The following is a 19,626-nucleotide window of genomic DNA, read 5'->3' as shown; positions in this document are numbered from 1 at the left end:
GTAGTTGGTTGCGACAATGAGTTGGGCATGACAACGCCTGGCAGGCAAGCTGCACCGAGCGTGGTCTATGAAAAAGAGGCAAGGGCGATGGCGCTTGTGAAATGGCAAATGTGGCAATTTCAAACGTGTTAGGCCCAGTTGCAGAGCATCTGCGCTTCGCTTATAACATTCATTTAAAATACATCTTATTGCAGAAAATGATAATATGCAAGTAAAATGAATATTAAATTGAAGAATTATTACACCCGTGAAGGTGCATACCGAGAACGATATGAGACTAACCCAATACTCTGATTACGCCCTGCGGGTACTGATTTTCCTGGGTGCGCGCGACGATGGGCTTTCCTCTATCGCAGAAATTGCGCGCGCCTACGATATTTCCCAGAATCACCTGATGAAGGTGGTGCAGCATCTGGGTCAGCTTGGCTATATTGAAACGCTGCGCGGCCGCAACGGTGGTATCAGGCTGGGCATGCCGGCGGAGCAAATCGTCATTGGTCAGTTGGTGCGTCATACGGAAGGTGACATGGATCTGGTCGATTGTTCGTCCTGTGCCATCGAGGGTCCGTGCAAACTGCCGCCTGTTTTTCGCGAAGCCACCCGGGCATTTCTGGCCGTGCTGGACAAATATACCCTGAACGACTTGATGGATCAGCGCAACGACCTGCGCGATGTACTTCACCTGTCGGCGGGGGAACAACCGTTAAGGCGGATGCCCGGGCCGGCGCTGCACTAGGGGGGCGCAATTTGCATGAGCATAAAATGCAATGGCATTGCTATCTGTTAAACTCACGTTTTGCTCGGAGGTGCCATGCCTGCCACCTTCGTTCAGTACCAGCAATTTCTGGTCGGTGATATTGAGGCCGATCTTGGTACCGCATTGCCGGCAGATGACGATTGAGTGACCACAGTCTTAAGCCGCTACTCATCAACGGGTACGTCATTTCCGCTAGAATAACGTCCTTATCCATGCCTTGCTGCTGCGCCCCTGTCGTTGCTGGCGCAACATGGCCATCATGACAATCGGGAGACTTAGATGCAAGTACCTTTCAAACCGTGGTTGCTGGCTGTGGGGCTGCTGCCGGCAGCGCTGACCGCATGGGCGCAACCTTCAAAATTTACCGAACCGGTCACCCTGACAGTCGGCTACGTGCCGGGCGGCGCAAGCGATAATGCCGCGCGGATTGTGGCCAAGGCGCTGTCCAGGGAAATCGGGGTGCCGGTTATCGTCGAAAATAAACCGGGTGGTGGTGGCCGGATTGCTGCCGCTGATCTGAAAAACACAAAGAAAGGCAGGAACGTGCTGATGCTGGGCAACCCGGCAGTAACGGTGATTGCGCCTATCGTTTTTTCTGATCTTAATTACAATCCACAAACAGACTTTAAACCGGTTGCGCTTGTGACCGATTATAGTTTTGCACTGGGCGTGCCGGCGTCGAGCAAGGTCGAGTCCGTTGAGCAATTTGTAGAATGGGCCAAAGCCAATCCGAAGCAGCTCAATATCGGCGTGCCGGCAACGGGCAGTCTGCCGCATTTTTTTGGTCTCATGCTGGCCGATAAATTAGGGCTGAAGCCGGAAATTGTTGGCTATAAAGGGTCATCGCAATTGCTGACGGACCTGGCGGGCGGCAATATTCCCGTTGCCATTGATACGCTGGATACGTTCCTTCCCATGGCTAAAAGCGGCAAGGTGAAAGTGCTGGGTGTATCCAGCGACCAGCGGGATGCAGGTCTGCCCGATGTCCCGCCTTTTCATGAGGCTGGCATCGATATCCGGGCGACAGGCTGGAACGCTGTCTTTGCGCCGGCTTCTATGGACGATGACGTCGTAACCTATCTGGGCGATGCGATCAGCAAAGCCATGGGCGATGCAACCGTTCAGAATGAAATTCGCTCAGTCAATCTCGTCCCGGTGCAGGCCAATGCCGCGCAAACACGCAAGGCCATTGATGCATTCAGGCAGCAGTGGGAGCCGGTTGTGCGTGCGTCCGGCTTCAAGGTAAATAAATAATTAAGCAAGCAAGTAAGTAAACAAGCAATGGCAAAAGTAAAAAACGTATTGTTCATTATGGCCGATCAACTGCGGGCCGATCACCTGAGTTGTTACGGGCATCCTCATCTGCAGACAACGCATATCGACAACCTTGCCCGGCGTGGTGTTCTGTTCGAGCAGGCCTTTGTTAACTCAGGCGTGTGCGGGCCATCGCGGATGAGCTATTACACCGGACGCTACCCGTCCACGCACGGTGCAACCTGGAATCGGGTGCCATTGTCCATTAATGAGAAAACGCTGGGCGAGTATCTGAAGGCACGTGATATAGACCTGGTGCTTGCCGGCAAGACGCATGTGATGCCAGATAACAAAGGGCTGGATCGGTTGCAAATAGATGGTCAGAGTGAACTGGGCGTGCTCCTGCGGCAGGGCGGTTTTGTGCAGCTGGATCGTTATGACGGTCATCATGAACCCGGCGCTGAAAGCGGTTATCCTGCGTATCTGAAAGCGCATGGCTACGATAGTACAGACCCGTGGACCGACTACGTTATTGCGGTAGAAGACGACAAGGGTCAGGCGCAAAGCGGCTGGTATATGCGCAATGTCAATTTTCCTGCCCGGGTAAAAGAGGAGCACTCTGAAACGGCGTATATGACCAATTGCGCAATGTCGTATATGCAATCGGCCGGCGATAAGCCATGGGTGATGCATTTGAGCTACGTCAAACCGCACTGGCCTTACGTGGCGCCAGCGCCGTATCATGCCATGTATTCACCAGAACAGTGCCTGCCTGTGCGTCGGAATGAGCAGGAGAAAGTCAATGCCCATCCGGTGGTACAGGCCTATCGCCAGCAGGAAGAAAGCGTTAGCTTTGCAAGTGACGAATGTGTAGCGCGGGTGCGTCCCGCCTATCAGGGTCTGATCAAACAGCTGGATGATCATTTGGGCAGGCTTTTCGCCTATATGGAATCTGCCGGCCTGATGGACAATACACTTGTCATTATCACGGCGGATCATGGCGACCTGCTGGGCGATCACTGGCTTGGCGAGAAAGAGCTCTTCTACGATGTCGTGCAACGGGTTCCGCTGATTATCTATGATCCGTCCGAATCAGCAGATGCGACTCGTGGCCAGCGTGAATCAAGGCTGGTGGAAAGTGTGGATATCGTGCCTACCATCCTGGCGGCGCTGGATATGTCTGTCCCCGCCCATCGGGTTGAGGGGCGACAACTTCAGCCGCTTGTTCATGGCGAATCGGTCACCTGGCGCGACTGCGTATTTTCTGAGCTGGATTACAGTTACCGCGAGGCCAGACTAACCTTGGATAAATCCACAAGCGAATGCCGGGCGTGGTCAGTACGCACAGACCGGTGGCGTTATGTATACTGGCGCAACGAAAGACCTCAGTTGTTTGACCTGCAAAACGATCCGGATGAATTCAATGATTTGGGAGAAGACCCCCAATATGATGAGATCCGGCAGGAAATGAAGCAGCGGCTCCTGGACTGGTTTGCCAGCCTTAAACGGCGCACCAGTGTGACCGAAGAGGAAGTGGCCAAACAGACGCATAAGTATAAGCAGGCTGGCGTGTTCTACGGACAGTGGTAATTGAGCAAACTGTTTGCCAGGATCTGATGTAATGACATATGTGGTATTACGCTGCGTGATCGCATTCATCGCGATCGCGCCGCTGTCATCGGCGATCGCCGCGACGTTGCTTGAGGGCTGGGTAGTGGGGATCGCAGACGGCGACACACTCACCATTCTGGATGATAACCGGCAGCAGCATAAAATCCGGCTGGCCCAGATTGATGCGCCGGAATCGGGTATGCCATATGGCCGGGTTGCCAAAAAGGCCTTGTCTGATGCAGTCTATCGCCGGACAGTAACGGTGCAGGCCGGCGAGCTTGACCGCTATGGACGGGTATTGGGCACCGTTTATCTGAACCGAAAAAATATTAATCTGCAGATGGTGGCCGATGGGTACGCATGGGCCTATCGCCACTATGTCACGGATATTGCCTACTGCCGGGCGGAAGCCCAGGCGCACGACTCGCGTCGCGGTTTATGGGCAGATAAGAAGCCAATCCCGCCATGGCAATGGCGCCGTATGAAACGGACTAGCCGATCGTCGCCGCCTGAGGGCGTACGTGGTTTTGCAGCGCCTTGCGATACACGTTCTCGGTCGCGCTGACGAATTTTTCCTGGCCGAAGCGCTGTTCACTTTTACAGCGGGCAATGCGGCCCATTTCACGCAGATCGAAATAACCTTGCACGATTTTTTCCAGCAGGGTGGCCAGCGTTTGCGGATCGCGAGGCGGGATAACCCAGCCATCGGCTTCGGCATCAATATTTTCGGGAAGGCCTCCCTGACGGGTTACGATAACCGGTTTGCCCATGGCCATCATTTCTGGCACGCGAATGAGATCGTTTCGACACGATAGGATAGAACAAAGCCCACATCAATCGCGCCGATAAACTGCCGGACATCTTCCAGATCGCCCACGAAGCTTATGTGTCTGTTCATGTTCAATTGTTGCACTTCATCCAGCAGGTCTTGCGGTGGGCGCGGGCCGGCCACGGCAATATGCAGGCGATCGATTTGCCGCGGATCCAGTTGCGAGAGGGCACGCACCATATCTATCCAACCCTTGTACTCTGTGGTGCCGGCGTTGCTGCCCAGTAGAATACGCGAATCGCTCATTGGGCCCAGAATGGCCTGACGCAATGTGCGGACATCGCCACTGTTGAGGATGCTGAAGTAATCGGTATCAATGCCATTGTGAATGGTGGTGACGCCGCTACGATTATAGGGGCCGCCGGCAAGCCGATCTGCGACAAAATCACATACGGCAATGCAGTGATCTGTGCCAAAACGGGCGCGCAGATGTGAACCGATAGAATTTGTTGCATGATCATTATGCTTGGTGAAAATGATCGCGGGCTTGCGACGTAATCCCAACATCGCAAGCATGACCAGACGGTGGTCTGCTGTGCCGTTAACGTGGACGACATCAAAATGACCCTTGCGCAGAATATCCCGCAGGTGGGCAGCCGCGGCTGGCAATTGCTGCAGCTTGCTGGGGTATTCCTGGGCGTATGTCCGGACTCCTTCTGTTGCATTTGCAATGCGGTACAGGGCGCTTTGCGCAGGAACGGCAACGGCAATATCATGATCCGGATTCAGTCCGGTGATCAGCCGGCTTATATAAGAAGTATGACCCCCGATGCCGGGGCTGGTGTGAAAGTTGGTATAGAGTATTTTCATATTTTGGCAGGCATCCCTGCCAGGCGTGAACGCATTACCTTGTGGATGATGCCAACGGGCAGGCAAGTTCACGGCCCAGGTTCGGGATGATTGTGTGCATTGCACAAAGCATACTATTGCCCTGGCGCACCACGCCCCCGGCCGTAACAGCCAGAAAGATTCCTGACGAGTTCATTCAGGATAATGTGTAATAAAAAGTGCTAGGTGTGTCATTCGTTTCGAAACGCACCAAAAGCAGGCAAAACAGGCCCTATCGCGACACTCGACGAAGCCGGAAAAACGATTTATTTAAGCTTGATGTCAGCAAACTACAGGCTTCATGCGCTCGCGCAAACTGCAGTTAGTCGCTGTCGCCAGCCAATATCGGCGACATGTTGTCCATCGCATGTCAGCCCACGCACAGGGGCTGGTGCAAATCCGGGGCGTCCCCCAAACTGAAAAACGCAGGGCTACGCTGGATGGGGGAAGAGAAACGAGGGGAAAATCGAAATGGGAAAAACGGATCAGCGAATATGTTCGGGACTGGCGTCGGTTGTGCCCGTCGCCTGTGCGCCTGCATGCAAAGCGCAGCGTGCCGCTTCTCTTGCTGCAATGACGATAAAATCGGCACGTGTCATGCCGCGCGCCTGGGCAGCACGATCAATTAGCACAATATCGTCGTTCTTGATTCGCAAACTACATGCATCGCGTCTGCGGTTGGTCGATTGCGTATTCATGATAGCTCCGGTCTTTGTGCAGGGCGGTCTGTATAACGATTGCCATTTTAGGCGATGCATCTTTCAATAGTTTGACAATGCCGGCCTGCCACGCATGTGATAATAAATCGTACTTTGGCCTGATGTCGGAAATGCTACTATTGCACGATATAACCGGAGAATATGATGAAAATTCTGATGATCCTCACCTCACATGCCACTCTGGGCGCCACAGGTAAACCGACCGGCTTCTGGCTGGAAGAGTTTGCTGCGCCTTATTATGCCTTTCTCGATAGCGGCGCAGACATCACGCTGGCATCGCCACTGGGTGGCCAGCCGCCGCTGGATCCGAAAAGCGACGAACCTGATGCTCAGACCGATGCAACCCGGCGTTTCAGCAATGACGCACAGGCACAGGCCGTACTGGCATCGACGCAACGCCTGGCCGATATGAAGGCCGCATCGTTTGATGCCGTGTTTTTCCCCGGTGGACACGGACCATTATGGGATCTGGCGGAGAACGGGTATGTTATGGCCTTGATCAGGGATTTTTATGCCAGCGGCAAGATCGTATCGGCCGTCTGTCACGCGCCCGCGGTCTTTCGCCACGTGAAAACAGCAGAGGGGACGTATCTGGTCAAAGATAAAAACGTGACTGGCTTCAGTAATACGGAAGAAGCGGCGGTGGGGCTGACAGATGTTGTGCCCTTTCTGGTTGAGGATATGCTCAAAGATCATGGTGCCCACTACACTCGCGGCGACGATTGGCAGCCGCACATTGTGATTGATGGCCGCCTGATTACAGGACAGAATCCGGCCTCTTCTATCGGCGTGGCCGATGCAGTCATCGGGCAATGGCAGAAAAGCCAGTCTTGAAGCCGGGCGAGGCGGCCTGCCCCCTGGTGGTTGCTATTACTATTGTTCGCTGGCGTCTCGTTTTGCAACGCCTTTACTGGTGAGGCAAACGGCGTGAGCTGCTGCGGGATCGGCTAAATAAAGATAAAGAAGCTCTGCAAAGAACATTAATCAACGTGTTTTCAATGAGGAGAAAATATGAAACACAAACCGTCACATACAACAGGATGGCAACTGGCCACCGGCGCTGCGCTTGCCCTGGCTGCCGGGATCGTGCTGGCTGCGCCCGCGGCTCAGGTACACGATCTGGCAAAGAACGAACAGCAGGCTTATCTGGATACGCTGCGTGACCTGGTGCATATCGAGTCCGGCAGTCGTGATATTGAAGGCGTGACGAAGATTGCCGGGTTTGTCGCTGATCGCCTCAAGCAACTGGGCGCAGAAACCGAAATCATTGCACCCACGGATATTTACCGTATGGACGACACACCCGAGAAAACCGGACCGGTAGTACATGCAACCATCAAGGGAACGGGCAAATCAAAAATTATGATGATTGCCCATATGGATACCGTGTATCAAAAGGGCGATCTCAAAGATCAGCCGTTTAGAGTGGATGGTGACAAGGCATATGGTCTTGGTATTGCCGATGACAAACAGGGCGTGGCCGCCATCCTGCATGTGGTTGATATGTTGAAAAAACTGGACTACAAGCAGTTTGGTACCGTGACCGTGGTTCTGAACTCCGATGAAGAAATCAGCTCGCCTGGCGCACGCGCGCTCATTACCAAGTTTGCCGAAGATCAGGATGCCGTGTTCTCCTTTGAAGGGGGCGGCAAGGATGGTGGGGTACGGTTGGCGACCAGTGGTATTGGTGCCGCTTATTTGCAGGTTCATGGTAAATCGTCCCATGCCGGTGCCCGCCCGGAGGGGGGTGTTAATTCATTGTACGAGCTGGCGCATCAGGTATTACAAATGAAAGACTTATCCAAGCCAGAAGAGGGTCTGAAGTTAAACTGGACCCTGGCCAAAGTGGGGACCGTACGTAATATGATCCCGCCTGAAGCAACGGCGCAGGCCGATGCACGGGCGTTGAAGGTACAGGATTTTGACGCGCTGGAAAAAACCATGCAGGAAAAGATCAAAAACAAATTATTGCCCGAGAGCAAGGTAGAGCTGAAGTTCGAAGTACGCCGTCCACCGCTTGAAGCCAGCGACATTGGTCGCAAACTGGCGGCGCATGCGCAGGGCATTTATAAGAAAGAGCTGGATCTGGACATGAGTGTGGCCGACAAAGCCACCGGTGGCGGTACCGATGCGGCGTTTGCTGCGGTGAAAACGCGTGGGGGCGTGGTCGAAGGCTTTGGTCTTAGCGGCTTTGGCGCCCACTCGAATAATGCCGAGTATGTGCAGATTCCAACCATCGTGCCGCGTTTATATCTGGCCACCCGGATGATCATGGACATCTCGGAAGGAAAAATAACGCCCTGATGCACAAACTCGCTACTCCCCAGAGGCCGGATCAATCTTCGGCTTCCGGGGGAAGGGTTCATATCCCACCTCTGTGAATTATTGCGCCGCCCGATTTTCCAGCTGCAGCAATGTTCTCTTGGCATCCAGTCCCCCGGCAAATCCGGTCAGTTTCCCCGAGCTGCCCAGCACCCGATGACAAGGCGTGACAATGGACACGGGATTGCGACCCACGGCCGCGCCAACCGCACGGGAAGCCGCGGGGTTTCCTGCCAGTTCAGCCAGTTGCCGGTAGCTGCGGGTTTGTCCGAACGGGATCGTCAGCAATAGCGCCCATATTTTTTTCTGAAATGGCGTGCCTTGCATATCCAGATCCAGTTCAAAGCGATCACGCTTGCCCGCAAAATACTCCTTAAGCTGCGCTTGGGTCTTTTGCAATACGGGATGCGTATTGTCCCGCTGCAGGGTACCCAGCTTTACACGGCCCGGTCTGTCGTTTTCCCACAAGATGGCGGCAAGGGCATTGTCTCTGGCTACCAGCGTCAGTTCACCCAAAGGAGAGGGTATGATAGTGTAAGAGTAGGTCATTCTGATTTCTCCGGTGACGGATCGACGTTGAATATCGCCTGCCAGTATAGCGATGATTTATGCAGTTAGTTCTGGTCACGATGTTCGTCGGTTTGTTTTGAAAATGATAGTGTCAATATACTGCGCTTCGGCGTTGCCGACACTCCGCCTTTTGCGCTTGAATTTGCTGGTTTTTTCACGGTATTCACTGATTGCACACCAGCGCAAATGAAATCACGTCTGGCGGCGGCTGGGCTATACTTTCTATATACGTCATCATGCCAGATGTAATGATGACAAGTGGAATAGCTCGCCTACAGGAGCCGACAACAGGAGTTTATGGAATGAACCATCATAGCCAGATTGATACCCGTACCCGGCAAGCGGCGCCTTCCACCGCTACTGACGAGCTTGAGTACCAGAGTGGCTTTGGCAATGAATATGCCAGCCAGGCTGTTGCCGGTGCGCTGCCCCAGGGCAGAAACAGCCCCCAGCATGGCCCGCGGGGCCTGTACACTGAGCTGCTTTCAGGCACTGCGTTTACTGCGCCGCGCCATGAAAACCGGCGTACCTGGATGTATCGTCGTCAACCTTCTGTTGTTGCCGGGCATTACGAACCATTTGAGCAACCCTACTGGCAAACGGGCGCCGATTCCACAGTTGCGGTGCCGCCCGAGCCATTGCGCTGGGCGCCCTGGAGCAATGACAATTCTCAGGCTGATTTCATTGACGGTATGCGTACTGTCGCGGCCAATGGTAGTGCCGATGCGCAGAGCGGCGTGGCCATACATATTTATATTGCCGATCGTCCCATGTCGCAGCGGGCATTCGTCAATGCCGACGGCGAGATGCTGATCGTACCGCAACAAGGCACCTTGCTGATCACGACCGAAATGGGGCGACTGCAGGTGCAGCCGCGGGAAATTGTCATTATTCCTCGTGGCGTCGCATTCAAAGTAGATCCTGTACAGGACACCGGGCAGCCCATTCGCGGTTATATCTGCGAGAATTACGGTGCGCAGTTTCGCTTGCCGGAATTGGGGCCTATCGGTTCCAATGGCCTGGCCAATGCGCGCGATTTCCTGGCCCCGGTCGCCGCGTTTGAAGATACGACAGGTGAATATGAACTGATCCGCAAATTCGGCGGTCGCTTTTGGCGAGTGCCTTTGCACAGTTCGCCCTTCAACGTCGTGGCCTGGCACGGCAATCTGAGTCCGGTGAAATATGACACGGCGCATTTCATGACGATTGGCTCTATCAGCTACGATCACCCGGATCCATCGATTTTCACCGTCCTGACGTCGCCCAGCGATACACCGGGCACCGCCAATTGCGATTTTGTGATTTTTCCTCCACGCTGGCTGGTGATGGAAGATACGTTCCGTCCTCCATGGTTTCATCGTAACTTTATGAGCGAGTTCATGGGACTGGTGTACGGCCAATACGATGCCAAACCGGGCGGGTTCAAGCCAGGCGGCGCCAGTCTGCACAACTGTATGGTGCCCCACGGCCCGGATGAAGAATCCTATGCCAGGGCAACCGCTGCCGAGCTCAGGCCTCAGAAGCTGGATAACACGCTGGCCTTCATGTTTGAAAGTCGCTTCCGTTTTGTGCCCACCCGATTTGCAATGCAGGGCCCCGAGCTTGATAAAAATTATATTGATTGCTGGAAGGGTTTGAAAGACCAGTTCGAGCGTTAGGGATGCGGACTGATCCCCAGGACAGACAGCCACTTTCGCCGCATACGAGTTTCATGTTAATTTATGTTGAAGTTCATTGCTATATTTTTATATACCAAGGAGACATGCCATGGCTACAAGTACGAAAAACGATGCGAACCCGAACGCAGGCAACCCTTTTGCTGAACTGAGCAAAATGTATGAACAGTTCAAGGTGCCGGGGCTGGATCTTTCCACAATTGCAGACGCACGCCGCAAAGATGTAGAGGCGTTGGTGCAGGCCAACAAGGCTGTATATGATGGCATGCAGGCGCTTGCGGCCAAACAGACAGAAATGTTCCGGCAGGCGATGGTTGATATTCAGGGCGCAGTCGGCACTGCGGGCACCAACCCTGCGGCGCAAACCGAACTGGCGCGCAAGGCCTACGAAAAGGCGCTGGCCGATATGAAAGAGCTGGCCGAAATTGCCCGTCAATCTCAGGCAGAAGCAATGGCGAGTATCAGCGAAAGGGCAACCCAGAATTTGCAGGAAATTCGCGATATGGTTAAAAAGCAGACAGGCTAAGCATTCCGGTGAGGGCAACGGGCGCACGGGCAACGCTCAATGCCTGCGCGCCCGGCACCGGGTTCGTGTAATCCTGCGTAATCACATACGGTCTTTTAGTCCGTGCCGCGTCGTTGCCGTCATGCTGCGTCTGATCACTTGCGGGGGGTGGCCTGTCCAGCGGATGAATGCGCGCCGCATACGTTCCTGGGTGCCAAACCCGACCGCTGCGGCAATCTGCTGAATATTTCCGGCACCCGATTCCAGCCGGGTGCGGGCCGCTTCAATTCTTAATCGTTCGATCGCCCGTGCCGGCGTCTCGCCGGTCTCGGCCTTGAACATTCTACTGAACTGGCGCACGCTCACACAGGCGATGTCGGCCAGTTGCTCTATATCCCGAATGTCACGCAAATGCGCTTGTGCATAATCCAGCGTCTTTCTTATCCGTGCCGTTTCTGGTTCCATCTGCAAAATGGGCGAAAACTGTGACTGGCCGCCAGCTCGCCTTTGCGATACCACCATGTGCTGCGCCACATGCCGGGATACCGCAGTGCCGCAGTCCTGTTCAATCAGTGCCAATGCCAGGTCGATGCCACTTGTGATACCGGCTGACGTCCAGATATTGCCGTCGCGCACGAAGATTCGATCGCCATCCATGCGCACCTGCGGATACACTTTCTGCATGCGTGCGACCTGTTGCCAGTGTGTTGTTGCGCGCTTCTGATTCAGCAATCCCAATTGCGCAAGGATAAACGCCCCGGTACAGACGCTGGCAATACGTCGCGATGTTGCTGCCGTATCGGCAAGCCGTTGCAGCGCTATTTCATCTGCAAGTACGGCGTTAACGCCCTGACCGCCACAGATAATCAGCGTGTCGGGTGCCTGGTCTTCAAGTTTGTCAGATAAGACACTCACGCCCCCGGAACTCGTAATAAGACCGCCGGTGGCCGACAGTAAGGAAATGGTATAGGGTGAGGGGGCAGTGCAAGTACTGGCGGTCTGGAACGCAGTGTGCGGGCCGGACAAATCAAGCAGCTGGAAATCCGGAAATAGATAGAAGGCGATCTTCATGATGACTGAAATAGTGGGAAATGTGTCATTCAGGACAAGTATAGCGGAGTTAGACTGTATTTATCACGATCCTTTACCCTTTGGAGAACGCCATGATTGACCCCGATGTCCGGCCCCTTCGCATTGTTATACCGCTCTATCAGGGCGTCACTCAACTGGATTTCACCGGTCCGCATCAGTTCTTTTCCCGTCTACCGGATACCGAGGTGATCGTGGCCTCTGTCGGCGCCGAGCCTGTCAGCGCCGATGGGCTGGTCTTTGCCGGTTTGCATGATCTGGGGCAGGTGGAACGCTGTGATGTATTGTGCGTACCTGGCGGTGGTGGATGCACCAACGCAATGGCATCTGATGAATATATGGACAGCATCCGACGCCTGGCGCAGGGCGCTGCTTTTGTGACCTCGGTGTGTACCGGATCACTGATTCTGGGTGCGGCTGGCCTGCTCAAGGGCAGGCGTGCGGCATCCCACTGGGCATGGCGTGATCAGTTACCTGCCTTTGGGGCCATTGCCGATGAGGGTAGGGTCGTGCAGGACGGCAACATCATTACCGGTGGCGGTGTGACGGCAGGAATCGATTTTGCGCTGACGGTGATTAGTGAACTATTTGATGCCCGCACCGCGCAAATGATTCAGCTTGGGCTTGAATATGCACCGCAGCCGCCTTTTGACGCCGGTCGACCCGAACGGGCGCCTGCTGAGATTCTGGAGGAAGTGACCCGGCGCATGGCCGCCAGTATGGCAGATCGCCGTTCCCAGTTAAATATGGTGGTGCAGCGCCTGGTGTTGTAATAAAGGACGATGCCAGGCAGCACGCCAGACATTCTATATTCATCACGTCCGTGATATATTGCGGGTACTACAAAGTGTGACCAAAATATATTCGGGAACGTATGCCTGTATTCGAGTCAAAATTGCGCGCCGTTGTCTCCGTCCTTGGATGGGCTGTGTTGTACTGGGTCGCGGCCTATATTTCCCTGATGCTGGATGATCCGCTGTCGCACGTTGGTTTTGTCTGGTTTCCCGCAGGTATTGGCGTTGCCGCTTTTCTGATCAGCGAGTACCGCCGCTGGCCCTGGCTGGTGGCGGCGTTTTTTGTCGCTCATGTGATCGCGGATATCAATTTCGAGCATGATATTCCCATTGCCGTCGCACTTGCCATCATTACCGTCGCTTCGGATATGTTCACCGCATGGGTTGTCTGCAGATATGCGCAAAACAAAGATGGCCTGCAAATTATTCTGCGCTGGATTGTTGCGACGTTCGTCATCAGCGCAATAGCGGCGGTCCTGAGTGCCGGCTGGCTGACTCTGTTTGATCATACGCCCTTTGATGAACTGGTCTGGGTCTGGTGGGGCGCCCATGTGTCAGGTGTGCTGTATTTAACCGCCGTGGTGATGGGGCTGCGTGGCTATCAGCTTGGCAATGCCAACACCGGCACCCGGGCGGTGCTGGTGGGAGTCGTTGCCGTGTTATTGATGGCCATTTGCGCATGGCTTATTTTCGACGCCGAGCAATTGGACATGACGCGTAGCCAGGTGCCCTGGCGTGCCACGCTGATATTTGCATTGACCGGTGTTCCGGTTGCGCTCGCAGTGGTGGCTGCCATTGCCTGCGGCAACCGCATGGGCTCGCTGGCCTTATTATCCCTGGGCGCCATTGTCATCTATCACTCGTCAGAAGGGACGGGGCCGTTTTTCCTCAAATCGCTTCGGCCGGGCGAATCACTTTTGCTTGCGCAGTGTTATCTGGTGGCGACCGCGCTGCTGATTGTGTTTCTGCGCGTCTTTACACAAACCGTTAAGCGTTACGGCGTGGTACAGGAGCAGCGTCAGGAAACCGCTTTCATGTACAGACTGGATGCCAGCAGCGGGCATATGGACTGGGACGGTTGCATCCACGAAATGCTTGGCACAGACCAGGAAACAATGAGCAGCACGACACAGATCCTGGCCATGGCGCACCCTGATGATCGAGCTGTGCTCGCCGCCATGTTGGCGCCTGGTGATGACAAACCAGGTATTGAACAGTCAGCTGCCGAATTTCGGTTGAAATCGTCGGCAACGGACTGGGTTCGAATCCGAACAACGGCTCCAGTGCTCATTGGCGGGCCAGACAGCCCCATTCTGGTAGGCACCTGGCTGGTTGGACAAGGGGGGCAGTCATGATACAAATCGCTTTGCTGCTGTTTGGCGCCCATTTCGTTCGCCGTCATGCATATCTGCTGGGCATCATGGGTTTTTTATGGCTGCTGGCCGGCTTGATTATTTTTGTGGATGCCTTCGATGGCGTGCGTTACTTCCCACTCACGCTTTTCGGCGTGCTCTTGCTGATCGAAAGCGTAATTACGCTGAGTGTTGCTTCCAGTGGCATCGGCGCGCAAAAAGCGGTGCTGTATTTCAAGGGCGGCGGTTTCTTTCTGATTGCGCTGCTGATTCTTGCCAATGCAACCATCAGTAATATGCTGCTTGCGATTATTCTGGGCATGGCGTATTTTGTGATGGGTCTATTGCAAATGGCATCGGCATGGGTGGTTCGGTTTCCTGGCTGGCGTGCCGCGTTCGGCTTCGGTCTGGCAAAAATCGCTTTTGCCCTTTTCATGTTCGGTCCTTATCCAAGTCACTATTCGGCCACTATTTCAGTCTTTATTGGCGTTACGCTCATGATGGGCGGCCTTGTCACGCTGAACGTGTTTCTAAGAGCGCGCCAGCTCAAGGAAGGCACATCCGTATTTGATCTGTTCGTGCCTTCGGACGTATTGCCCAAAATTCGCAAGTCGCAGCTGGCACGGCCGGTGAGTGACAATGCGCCGGTGCAGGTTCAGACTGAACCTCTTACCGTGCATGTGTGGACGCCTGAAGGCTCGTCCAAAGGTGCGCCTGTGCCACGTCCTGTTATCAATCGCTACATTGCTGCAGTGGATATCAATGGCGTCATTTCTACGGGACACGCCGCGCTGGAAATGCTGCCCGATACGTACATCAGTCTTTATCCTGGTACCGATATCGACCGCTCTCCCTCAGAGTTTTTTCGTATTCTCAAGGCGACGCGCGAGAACGACGTGCCGGGGCAGTTTCAGCCTGATTACAATACCGAATCGCAAGCCTGGTGTCCGTCCAACTGGCAGGTCAGGTTCAATGCCTACAATCCCGACGGCCTGTTGCGCTTCTGGCAGGAGTATCGGCAGCACGAGGTTTACAACCTGACGTATCGCAACTGTTCCAGTTCGGTGACGTATGCGCTGGAGGCTGCGCTGGACGGTGCATTGCATGACCGGGCGTCGGGCTCATGGCAGGAAGTGTTGCGGATCATGGTCATGCCCGAACTATGGATTGCTGCTCAAATCAGGAAACGTGCGACCACCATGGCCTGGACGCCGGGGCTGACGCTGGACTACGCGCGAGCGTTGCGCGCTATCGTGCATCCGGTGAGTACTCCATGGTTCGCGCGCCTGCTGCGAGTGAGCAAAGCGTCGAAGATTTCCGTTTCCAGGTAAGGCCGAGCCTTCGTGCGCCGGGCGGTATATTAAAAACGGGCTGATGCTCGACGATTCCACAAGTGCGACCGTGCCGCCTCGCCGCTTACTTTGCCATTCAGATGCCAGGCACGCCCTCGCGAATAAGCTGCGAGTAATTGCTATTATCCGTGCTGGCGCGCGCCCGTTCTGAGTAGCGTCCGCGACGGCGATATTCGCTGACAGAGTCGGCGCCCTGCAAGGCATCGACCTTGTACAGATACTCCGGCAGGTAGCCAGAGGCCAGCAGCCGCCAGTCCAGCGGCAGGCCGGGCACGATGCGATCCATCATCCGAAAGATCAGGGTGGTGCAGTTGCCGGTGATGGTGTGATAAAAGCGTGGCGTATGAACCAGCCGGTTAGCTTCGTCCAGATACGCCAGCAGCAGCGATTGCCTTGCAGCCGGCTCCATATGCACACGATACAAATAACAGTCTTCCTGGCGGATATTGCTGCGCACGAAAAGCACATCCCTTTCATCGGCAGCAACAATACTCAATTCGTACATCTTGAAAAAACCGCCCAGCTCAGAGAAGGCATCGCCCACTTTACGCCGTATTTCAACTGAAAAAACCAGATGCTGACCATCGCTGAAACCGAAAGAGACCAGAGCATGTGCAATGGCCGGGCTGCTCCAGTAGGACAGGGCAAGGTCTACTGACGCGAGCTTGCTCACATCGTACTGTCTGCGCTCCCAATGTTCTGTATACGCCTCGGGAGAATGCCAAATGAAATTGCGTACGTTGTCAACTGTTATGATATTGCCGGCCAGCGAGCCCTGAGCCTGACGGGATACCTCGGGTATCCAGTCGCGATGGTTGGAGGGGCGGATGTTCCGCCACCAATACACCAGCGCTAATACGGACAGGGTGTAGCTGATACCGGCGACGGTTTGCAAAGCATCAATGGCTGGATTGAACAGGGCCGCGACAAAGAGTGCGCTTGCCAGCGCCCACAAAGCGATGAGCAATCCGCGGCGCGCTTTCTGACGGGCGAACTGTATCCATATAGCCAGCGTGCCCCAGATAAAAACGGCGATGACAATGAATGCCAACGTTATTACCATTGTGATGATTGCCAGAGAAAACAAAGGTGAATCATATTACAGTAATTTGCTGCTTCTTTAAAGACAAGGGATCTGGTATCTGACCGCAGAATGCATGGTTTGCTGTCGGTCATGTGCGGCTTGCCAGACTGCTCGCGGCAATCATAGGCAACGGGCAGCGTCAGACTCGCGCGCATTTTCCTGTATAAGTGATGAAAAAAACACCGTGGGGTGAGCACGGTGTGGTTCGTTCGGCTGCCTCACTGTTGTCCGTCGTAGCTTTGGTGAGGGGCGCCCGGTTTGCCCGGACCTCGCTTATTTAAGCTGGCCGTCTTTATTGGTGTCAGCAGTATCAAAATCAGTGGTGACCTGTGTAATCATTTCTTCATTGCTGATCTTGCCGTCCTTGTTGGCGTCCACCGAGGCAAACTGCTCCGGCGTCAGAATGGTTCCGACTTCTTCAGGTGTCAGCGAGTTGTCGCTGTTCTTGTCCAGGTTTTTGAACGCTGCTGTCATGGCCTGATTGTATTCTTCTCTGGTAACAACACCATCCTTGTTGATATCAAGCTTTGTCAACTGGTCTTGCGGGATTTCTGCGGTACCTGATGGCACGGCGGCACTGGGCATGCCCTGGCCGGCACCCTGACTTGTCGTCTGGGCCGTGGCGCTGTTGGCGAGAAACATGGCAGAGCCAAGGCTGGCACTGACTGCAAAAAAAGCGGTGGCAGTTTTGCTTCTCAATAATGTGTTACGCATATATGAAACTCCTTTCTTTAACGGCGACAGGCAAAAATACCTGTGAACGCCCGTTGCGACAGGTTTATGGTGAACGACAGGCTCCTGCAGCACCCAATCGATTTTTTATACTAACACCATTCAATCGCCTATTTCATTTGGAATAATGAGTAGATGTAACGTTTTGATTCGCTGCGAAAGCAGACGTGGCGGGCTGCCTTGCCTGTCTGCTACAGGAGTCCGCCTTATCCGATGGCGCCACAACCGATCACGCCACAACTGCGTAGGGAGTGCGTGCTTCAATGATTCGCGTGCGCGCTCTGGTACAGTTCATAACCCTTGCGCCGCAGGTCGCAGGCCGGACATTGATTGCATCCGTAGCCCCATGGATGGCGATGTTCCCTGTCACCCAGGTAGCAGGTGTGAGTATATTCTTCGATAAGCTGCACCAGCGCCGGCCCGCCGAGTGTGCTTGCCATGTGCCAGGTTTTTTCCTTATCGATCCACATCAAGGGGGTTTCAATGACCATGGGCCGATCCAGGCCCAGACTCAGGGAAACCTGCAACGACTTGAGCGTATTGTCGCGGCAATCGGGGTAGCCTGAATAGTCGGTTTCGCACATGCCGCCCACCAGCACTTCCAGTCCGCGCCGGTATGCCAGTGCTGCCGCAAAGTTAAAGAACAGCAGATTGCGTCCCGGCACAAAGGTGTTGGGCAGGCCACTTTGTTCGAACTCGATGGCTTTATCCTGCGTTAATGCGGTATCACTGATTTGGCCCAATACCGACAGGTCGAGCATATGATCATTGCCAAGTCTCGCACTCCAGTCTGGGAACTGCAGGCGCAACTGTTCGATAACCTGTTCGCGGCACGTTAATTCGACAGCATGCCGTTGACCATAGGAAAAACCAATGGTTTCCACGTATTGGTACCGGTCCAGCGCCCAGGCCAGGCACGTGGTGGAATCCTGGCCACCGGAAAAAAGGACAAGCGCCTTGTTATTCATGAGAGGTTTCCTGCGAAAGATAGAGTGAACTGATTGCTATCATAGCAAGCTAGTGAGGAAACGGCACTTTGATCTGGCTGGCCGATGATACTTTGGCTCGTTGCCCGCCAGGCACGCGATCGTGTTTTGGCAGGGGGGCTTCAGTAACAACAGAAGCCGTCCCTGAGTAAAGGTCGTTTCTGGCCGCCACATTAATCCTCGTCCAGTTCATCAAAGCGCTGAACCAGGTAGTCAAGTAAGGCGCGTACGGCAGGCATTTGCCCACGTCTTGATGAGAACACCGCGTGGATAATCTCCCGCCGGGGTGCCCAATCGGGCAGTGGTCTGATCAATGTGCCCTGTGCAAGCTCATCGCAGACCATCAGGGTGGGCAATTGCACAATACCGACGCCCGCCAGCGCAGCGATACGCAGACTGATCATGTCAGTTGTGATCAGGCGCGGGAAGTGATGAATCATCGCCTGAGCCGAGTCCGGTCCGAACAGTTTCCAGGCAAATTGCTGTTGCGGCTGGCCCACGCCCAGGCTGGGCCAGTCGGCCAGGTCGGCTGGCGCAACCGGAACGCCCTGACGTTCCATCAGAGCGGGGCTGGCAACCAGACACTGACTGCGATCCGACAAGGTACGCATAATCAGGTTGCTGTCTTGCAATGGAGGTGGACGTACACGAAGGGCAATATCAATGGCCTCTGCCACCGGGTCAACCCGCCGGTTGGTGGCATCAATCTGTATCGTCACGCGCGGATGCTGCACCATGAAGTCGGCCAGCATCCCTCCGACGCTTGTTTGCAGCAGGGCGATGGGGCAACTGACGCGAATGATGCCACGGGGTTCTGCCCGGGTCATATCGATGACCGCCTGAGCTGCCTCGGCCTCAATCAGCATGGCTTTGCAGTGCTCGTAGTAGGCCAGCCCGACCTCGGTCACACCGAACTGGCGGGTGGAGCGATGTATCAGGCGTACGCCCAGTTGCTCTTCCAGCAGGCTGAGTTTACGGCTGAGGGTGGATTTTGGGATACCCAGCGCCCGGCCGGCCGGCGCCAGTCCCTTGTGATCCACAATCTGCACGAAGTAATAAAGATTATTAAGGTCTTGCATCTGTTTATCGTTCCGAATGTGGAACGATGTCTCCAATTTTTAGATCTACCGGAAAGTTTGTTCCAAGTTTATGATATCTGTACTGTC

Annotated in this window: 20 protein-coding genes; 11 read left to right on the top strand and 9 right to left on the bottom strand. The window is 54.6% G+C overall.

From position 1 onward, the window contains the following. Window positions 1-271 precede the first annotated feature (271 nt). From MIM_RS19260 to MIM_RS22720, 4 genes are all read left to right on the top strand, one after another. Window positions 272-736: an Rrf2 family transcriptional regulator gene (locus MIM_RS19260; protein ID WP_025374395.1), complete on the top strand. Its 465-nt coding sequence runs from the start codon at window positions 272-274 to the stop codon at window positions 734-736. A gap of 300 nt (window positions 737-1,036) precedes the next feature. Next, window positions 1,037-2,011 carry a Bug family tripartite tricarboxylate transporter substrate binding protein gene (locus MIM_RS19255; protein WP_025374394.1) on the top strand — a complete coding sequence of 325 codons (975 nt, stop codon included), beginning with the start codon at window positions 1,037-1,039 and terminating at the stop codon, window positions 2,009-2,011. Between the two features lie 27 nt (window positions 2,012-2,038). Continuing rightward, on the top strand, window positions 2,039-3,601 hold the full coding sequence (locus MIM_RS19250) for an alkaline phosphatase family protein (protein WP_025374393.1): 1,563 nt from the start codon (window positions 2,039-2,041) through the stop codon (window positions 3,599-3,601). A 31-nt stretch (window positions 3,602-3,632) separates the two neighbouring features. Continuing rightward, on the top strand, window positions 3,633-4,187 hold the full coding sequence (locus tag MIM_RS22720) for a thermonuclease family protein (protein ID WP_084459042.1): 555 nt from the start codon (window positions 3,633-3,635) through the stop codon (window positions 4,185-4,187). Here the strand turns inward: MIM_RS22720 and MIM_RS23550 are convergent. The 3 genes from MIM_RS23550 to MIM_RS19235 form a co-directional block, all read right to left on the bottom strand. After that, window positions 4,114-4,401 (bottom strand): glycosyltransferase, encoded by a 288-nt coding sequence (locus MIM_RS23550; protein ID WP_245592887.1) that lies wholly within the window; start codon window positions 4,399-4,401, stop codon window positions 4,114-4,116. The genes MIM_RS22720 and MIM_RS23550 overlap by 74 nt on opposite strands. Then, window positions 4,398-5,261 carry a glycosyltransferase family 4 protein gene (locus MIM_RS19240; protein ID WP_245592774.1) on the bottom strand — a complete coding sequence of 288 codons (864 nt, stop codon included), beginning with the start codon at window positions 5,259-5,261 and terminating at the stop codon, window positions 4,398-4,400. Before MIM_RS19240 ends, MIM_RS23550 begins: the two co-directional genes overlap by 4 nt. A 503-nt stretch (window positions 5,262-5,764) precedes the next feature. Next, complete coding sequence (locus MIM_RS19235) at window positions 5,765-5,977, bottom strand: type II toxin -antitoxin system TacA 1-like antitoxin (protein WP_025374391.1); 213 nt, start codon at window positions 5,975-5,977, stop codon at window positions 5,765-5,767. Between the two features lie 165 nt (window positions 5,978-6,142). On the opposite strand from MIM_RS19235, the gene MIM_RS19230 reads away from it, so the two are divergent. Both MIM_RS19230 and MIM_RS19225 read left to right on the top strand, forming a co-directional pair. Next, entirely contained in the window at window positions 6,143-6,832 is a 690-nt protein-coding gene (locus MIM_RS19230; protein WP_025374390.1) for a type 1 glutamine amidotransferase domain-containing protein, read from the top strand. Between the two features lie 177 nt (window positions 6,833-7,009). After that, the gene (locus MIM_RS19225; RefSeq protein ID WP_025374389.1) at window positions 7,010-8,302 is read left to right on the top strand and encodes a M20/M25/M40 family metallo-hydrolase; all 1,293 of its coding nucleotides are present in this window, start codon (window positions 7,010-7,012) and stop codon (window positions 8,300-8,302) included. A 78-nt stretch (window positions 8,303-8,380) separates the two neighbouring features. Here MIM_RS19225 and MIM_RS19220 read toward each other — a convergent pair whose 3' ends face one another. Then, complete coding sequence (locus tag MIM_RS19220) at window positions 8,381-8,869, bottom strand: methylated-DNA--[protein]-cysteine S-methyltransferase (RefSeq protein WP_025374388.1); 489 nt, start codon at window positions 8,867-8,869, stop codon at window positions 8,381-8,383. A gap of 323 nt (window positions 8,870-9,192) precedes the next feature. On the opposite strand from MIM_RS19220, the gene hmgA reads away from it, so the two are divergent. Both hmgA and MIM_RS19210 read left to right on the top strand, forming a co-directional pair. Continuing rightward, window positions 9,193-10,548 carry a homogentisate 1,2-dioxygenase gene (gene hmgA / locus MIM_RS19215; RefSeq protein WP_025374387.1) on the top strand — a complete coding sequence of 452 codons (1,356 nt, stop codon included), beginning with the start codon at window positions 9,193-9,195 and terminating at the stop codon, window positions 10,546-10,548. A gap of 109 nt (window positions 10,549-10,657) precedes the next feature. Continuing rightward, window positions 10,658-11,092, top strand: a complete 435-nt coding sequence (locus tag MIM_RS19210; protein WP_025374386.1) for a phasin family protein — start codon at window positions 10,658-10,660, stop codon at window positions 11,090-11,092. A gap of 81 nt (window positions 11,093-11,173) precedes the next feature. On the opposite strand, the gene MIM_RS19205 is transcribed toward MIM_RS19210, so the two are convergent. Continuing rightward, window positions 11,174-12,145, bottom strand: coding sequence for a GlxA family transcriptional regulator (locus tag MIM_RS19205; RefSeq protein ID WP_025374385.1), 972 nt, complete (start codon window positions 12,143-12,145; stop codon window positions 11,174-11,176). Between the two features lie 89 nt (window positions 12,146-12,234). On the opposite strand from MIM_RS19205, the gene MIM_RS19200 reads away from it, so the two are divergent. The 3 genes from MIM_RS19200 to MIM_RS19190 all read left to right on the top strand — a co-directional run bounded on the left by MIM_RS19200 (window position 12,235) and on the right by MIM_RS19190 (window position 15,637). Beyond that, a complete protein-coding gene (locus MIM_RS19200; protein WP_025374384.1) occupies window positions 12,235-12,933 on the top strand; it encodes a DJ-1/PfpI family protein in 699 nt (232 codons plus the stop codon). Between the two features lie 101 nt (window positions 12,934-13,034). Next, window positions 13,035-14,309, top strand: a complete 1,275-nt coding sequence (locus MIM_RS19195) for an MASE1 domain-containing protein (protein ID WP_025374383.1) — start codon at window positions 13,035-13,037, stop codon at window positions 14,307-14,309. After that, window positions 14,306-15,637, top strand: a complete 1,332-nt coding sequence (locus tag MIM_RS19190; RefSeq protein WP_025374382.1) for an HdeD family acid-resistance protein — start codon at window positions 14,306-14,308, stop codon at window positions 15,635-15,637. Before MIM_RS19195 ends, MIM_RS19190 begins: the two co-directional genes overlap by 4 nt. A gap of 97 nt (window positions 15,638-15,734) precedes the next feature. Here the strand turns inward: MIM_RS19190 and MIM_RS19185 are convergent, their stop codons facing one another. The 4 genes from MIM_RS19185 to MIM_RS19165 all read right to left on the bottom strand — a co-directional run bounded on the left by MIM_RS19185 (window position 15,735) and on the right by MIM_RS19165 (window position 19,539). Next, window positions 15,735-16,721, bottom strand: coding sequence for an Lnb N-terminal periplasmic domain-containing protein (locus MIM_RS19185; RefSeq protein WP_025374381.1), 987 nt, complete (start codon window positions 16,719-16,721; stop codon window positions 15,735-15,737). 294 nt (window positions 16,722-17,015) lie between these two features. Further along, window positions 17,016-17,456, bottom strand: a complete 441-nt coding sequence (locus MIM_RS19175; RefSeq protein WP_025374379.1) for an EF-hand domain-containing protein — start codon at window positions 17,454-17,456, stop codon at window positions 17,016-17,018. Window positions 17,457-17,734: 278 nt separating this feature from the next. Beyond that, complete coding sequence (gene queC / locus MIM_RS19170) at window positions 17,735-18,442, bottom strand: 7-cyano-7-deazaguanine synthase QueC (protein ID WP_025374378.1); 708 nt, start codon at window positions 18,440-18,442, stop codon at window positions 17,735-17,737. 191 nt (window positions 18,443-18,633) lie between these two features. Further along, window positions 18,634-19,539, bottom strand: a complete 906-nt coding sequence (locus tag MIM_RS19165; RefSeq protein WP_025374377.1) for a LysR family transcriptional regulator — start codon at window positions 19,537-19,539, stop codon at window positions 18,634-18,636. Window positions 19,540-19,626 lie beyond the last annotated feature (87 nt).

This window comes from Advenella mimigardefordensis DPN7 (assembly GCF_000521505.1).
GTDB lineage: Bacteria > Pseudomonadota > Gammaproteobacteria > Burkholderiales > Burkholderiaceae_B > Advenella > Advenella mimigardefordensis.
Note: the sequence above shows the minus strand (reverse complement) of the source record. Positions and strands in the feature narration are given on the sequence as shown.

Excerpts from the sequence above, each read along its gene's own strand:
- MIM_RS19260 (WP_025374395.1), top strand. The coding sequence starts at position 272 with ATGAGACTAACCCAATACTCTGATTACGCCCTGCGGGTACTGATTTTC.
- MIM_RS19255 (WP_025374394.1), top strand. The coding sequence starts at position 1,037 with ATGCAAGTACCTTTCAAACCGTGGTTGCTGGCTGTGGGGCTGCTGCCG.
- MIM_RS19250 (WP_025374393.1), top strand. The coding sequence starts at position 2,039 with ATGGCAAAAGTAAAAAACGTATTGTTCATTATGGCCGATCAACTGCGG.
- MIM_RS22720 (WP_084459042.1), top strand. The coding sequence starts at position 3,633 with ATGACATATGTGGTATTACGCTGCGTGATCGCATTCATCGCGATCGCG.
- MIM_RS23550 (WP_245592887.1), bottom strand. The coding sequence starts at position 4,401 with ATGATGGCCATGGGCAAACCGGTTATCGTAACCCGTCAGGGAGGCCTT.
- MIM_RS19240 (WP_245592774.1), bottom strand. The coding sequence starts at position 5,261 with ATGAAAATACTCTATACCAACTTTCACACCAGCCCCGGCATCGGGGGT.
- MIM_RS19235 (WP_025374391.1), bottom strand. The coding sequence starts at position 5,977 with ATGAATACGCAATCGACCAACCGCAGACGCGATGCATGTAGTTTGCGA.
- MIM_RS19230 (WP_025374390.1), top strand. The coding sequence starts at position 6,143 with ATGAAAATTCTGATGATCCTCACCTCACATGCCACTCTGGGCGCCACA.
- MIM_RS19225 (WP_025374389.1), top strand. The coding sequence starts at position 7,010 with ATGAAACACAAACCGTCACATACAACAGGATGGCAACTGGCCACCGGC.
- MIM_RS19220 (WP_025374388.1), bottom strand. The coding sequence starts at position 8,869 with ATGACCTACTCTTACACTATCATACCCTCTCCTTTGGGTGAACTGACG.
- hmgA (WP_025374387.1), top strand. The coding sequence starts at position 9,193 with ATGAACCATCATAGCCAGATTGATACCCGTACCCGGCAAGCGGCGCCT.
- MIM_RS19210 (WP_025374386.1), top strand. The coding sequence starts at position 10,658 with ATGGCTACAAGTACGAAAAACGATGCGAACCCGAACGCAGGCAACCCT.
- MIM_RS19200 (WP_025374384.1), top strand. The coding sequence starts at position 12,235 with ATGATTGACCCCGATGTCCGGCCCCTTCGCATTGTTATACCGCTCTAT.
- MIM_RS19195 (WP_025374383.1), top strand. The coding sequence starts at position 13,035 with ATGCCTGTATTCGAGTCAAAATTGCGCGCCGTTGTCTCCGTCCTTGGA.
- MIM_RS19190 (WP_025374382.1), top strand. The coding sequence starts at position 14,306 with ATGATACAAATCGCTTTGCTGCTGTTTGGCGCCCATTTCGTTCGCCGT.
- MIM_RS19185 (WP_025374381.1), bottom strand. The coding sequence starts at position 16,721 with ATGGTAATAACGTTGGCATTCATTGTCATCGCCGTTTTTATCTGGGGC.
- MIM_RS19175 (WP_025374379.1), bottom strand. The coding sequence starts at position 17,456 with ATGCGTAACACATTATTGAGAAGCAAAACTGCCACCGCTTTTTTTGCA.
- queC (WP_025374378.1), bottom strand. The coding sequence starts at position 18,442 with ATGAATAACAAGGCGCTTGTCCTTTTTTCCGGTGGCCAGGATTCCACC.
- MIM_RS19165 (WP_025374377.1), bottom strand. The coding sequence starts at position 19,539 with ATGCAAGACCTTAATAATCTTTATTACTTCGTGCAGATTGTGGATCAC.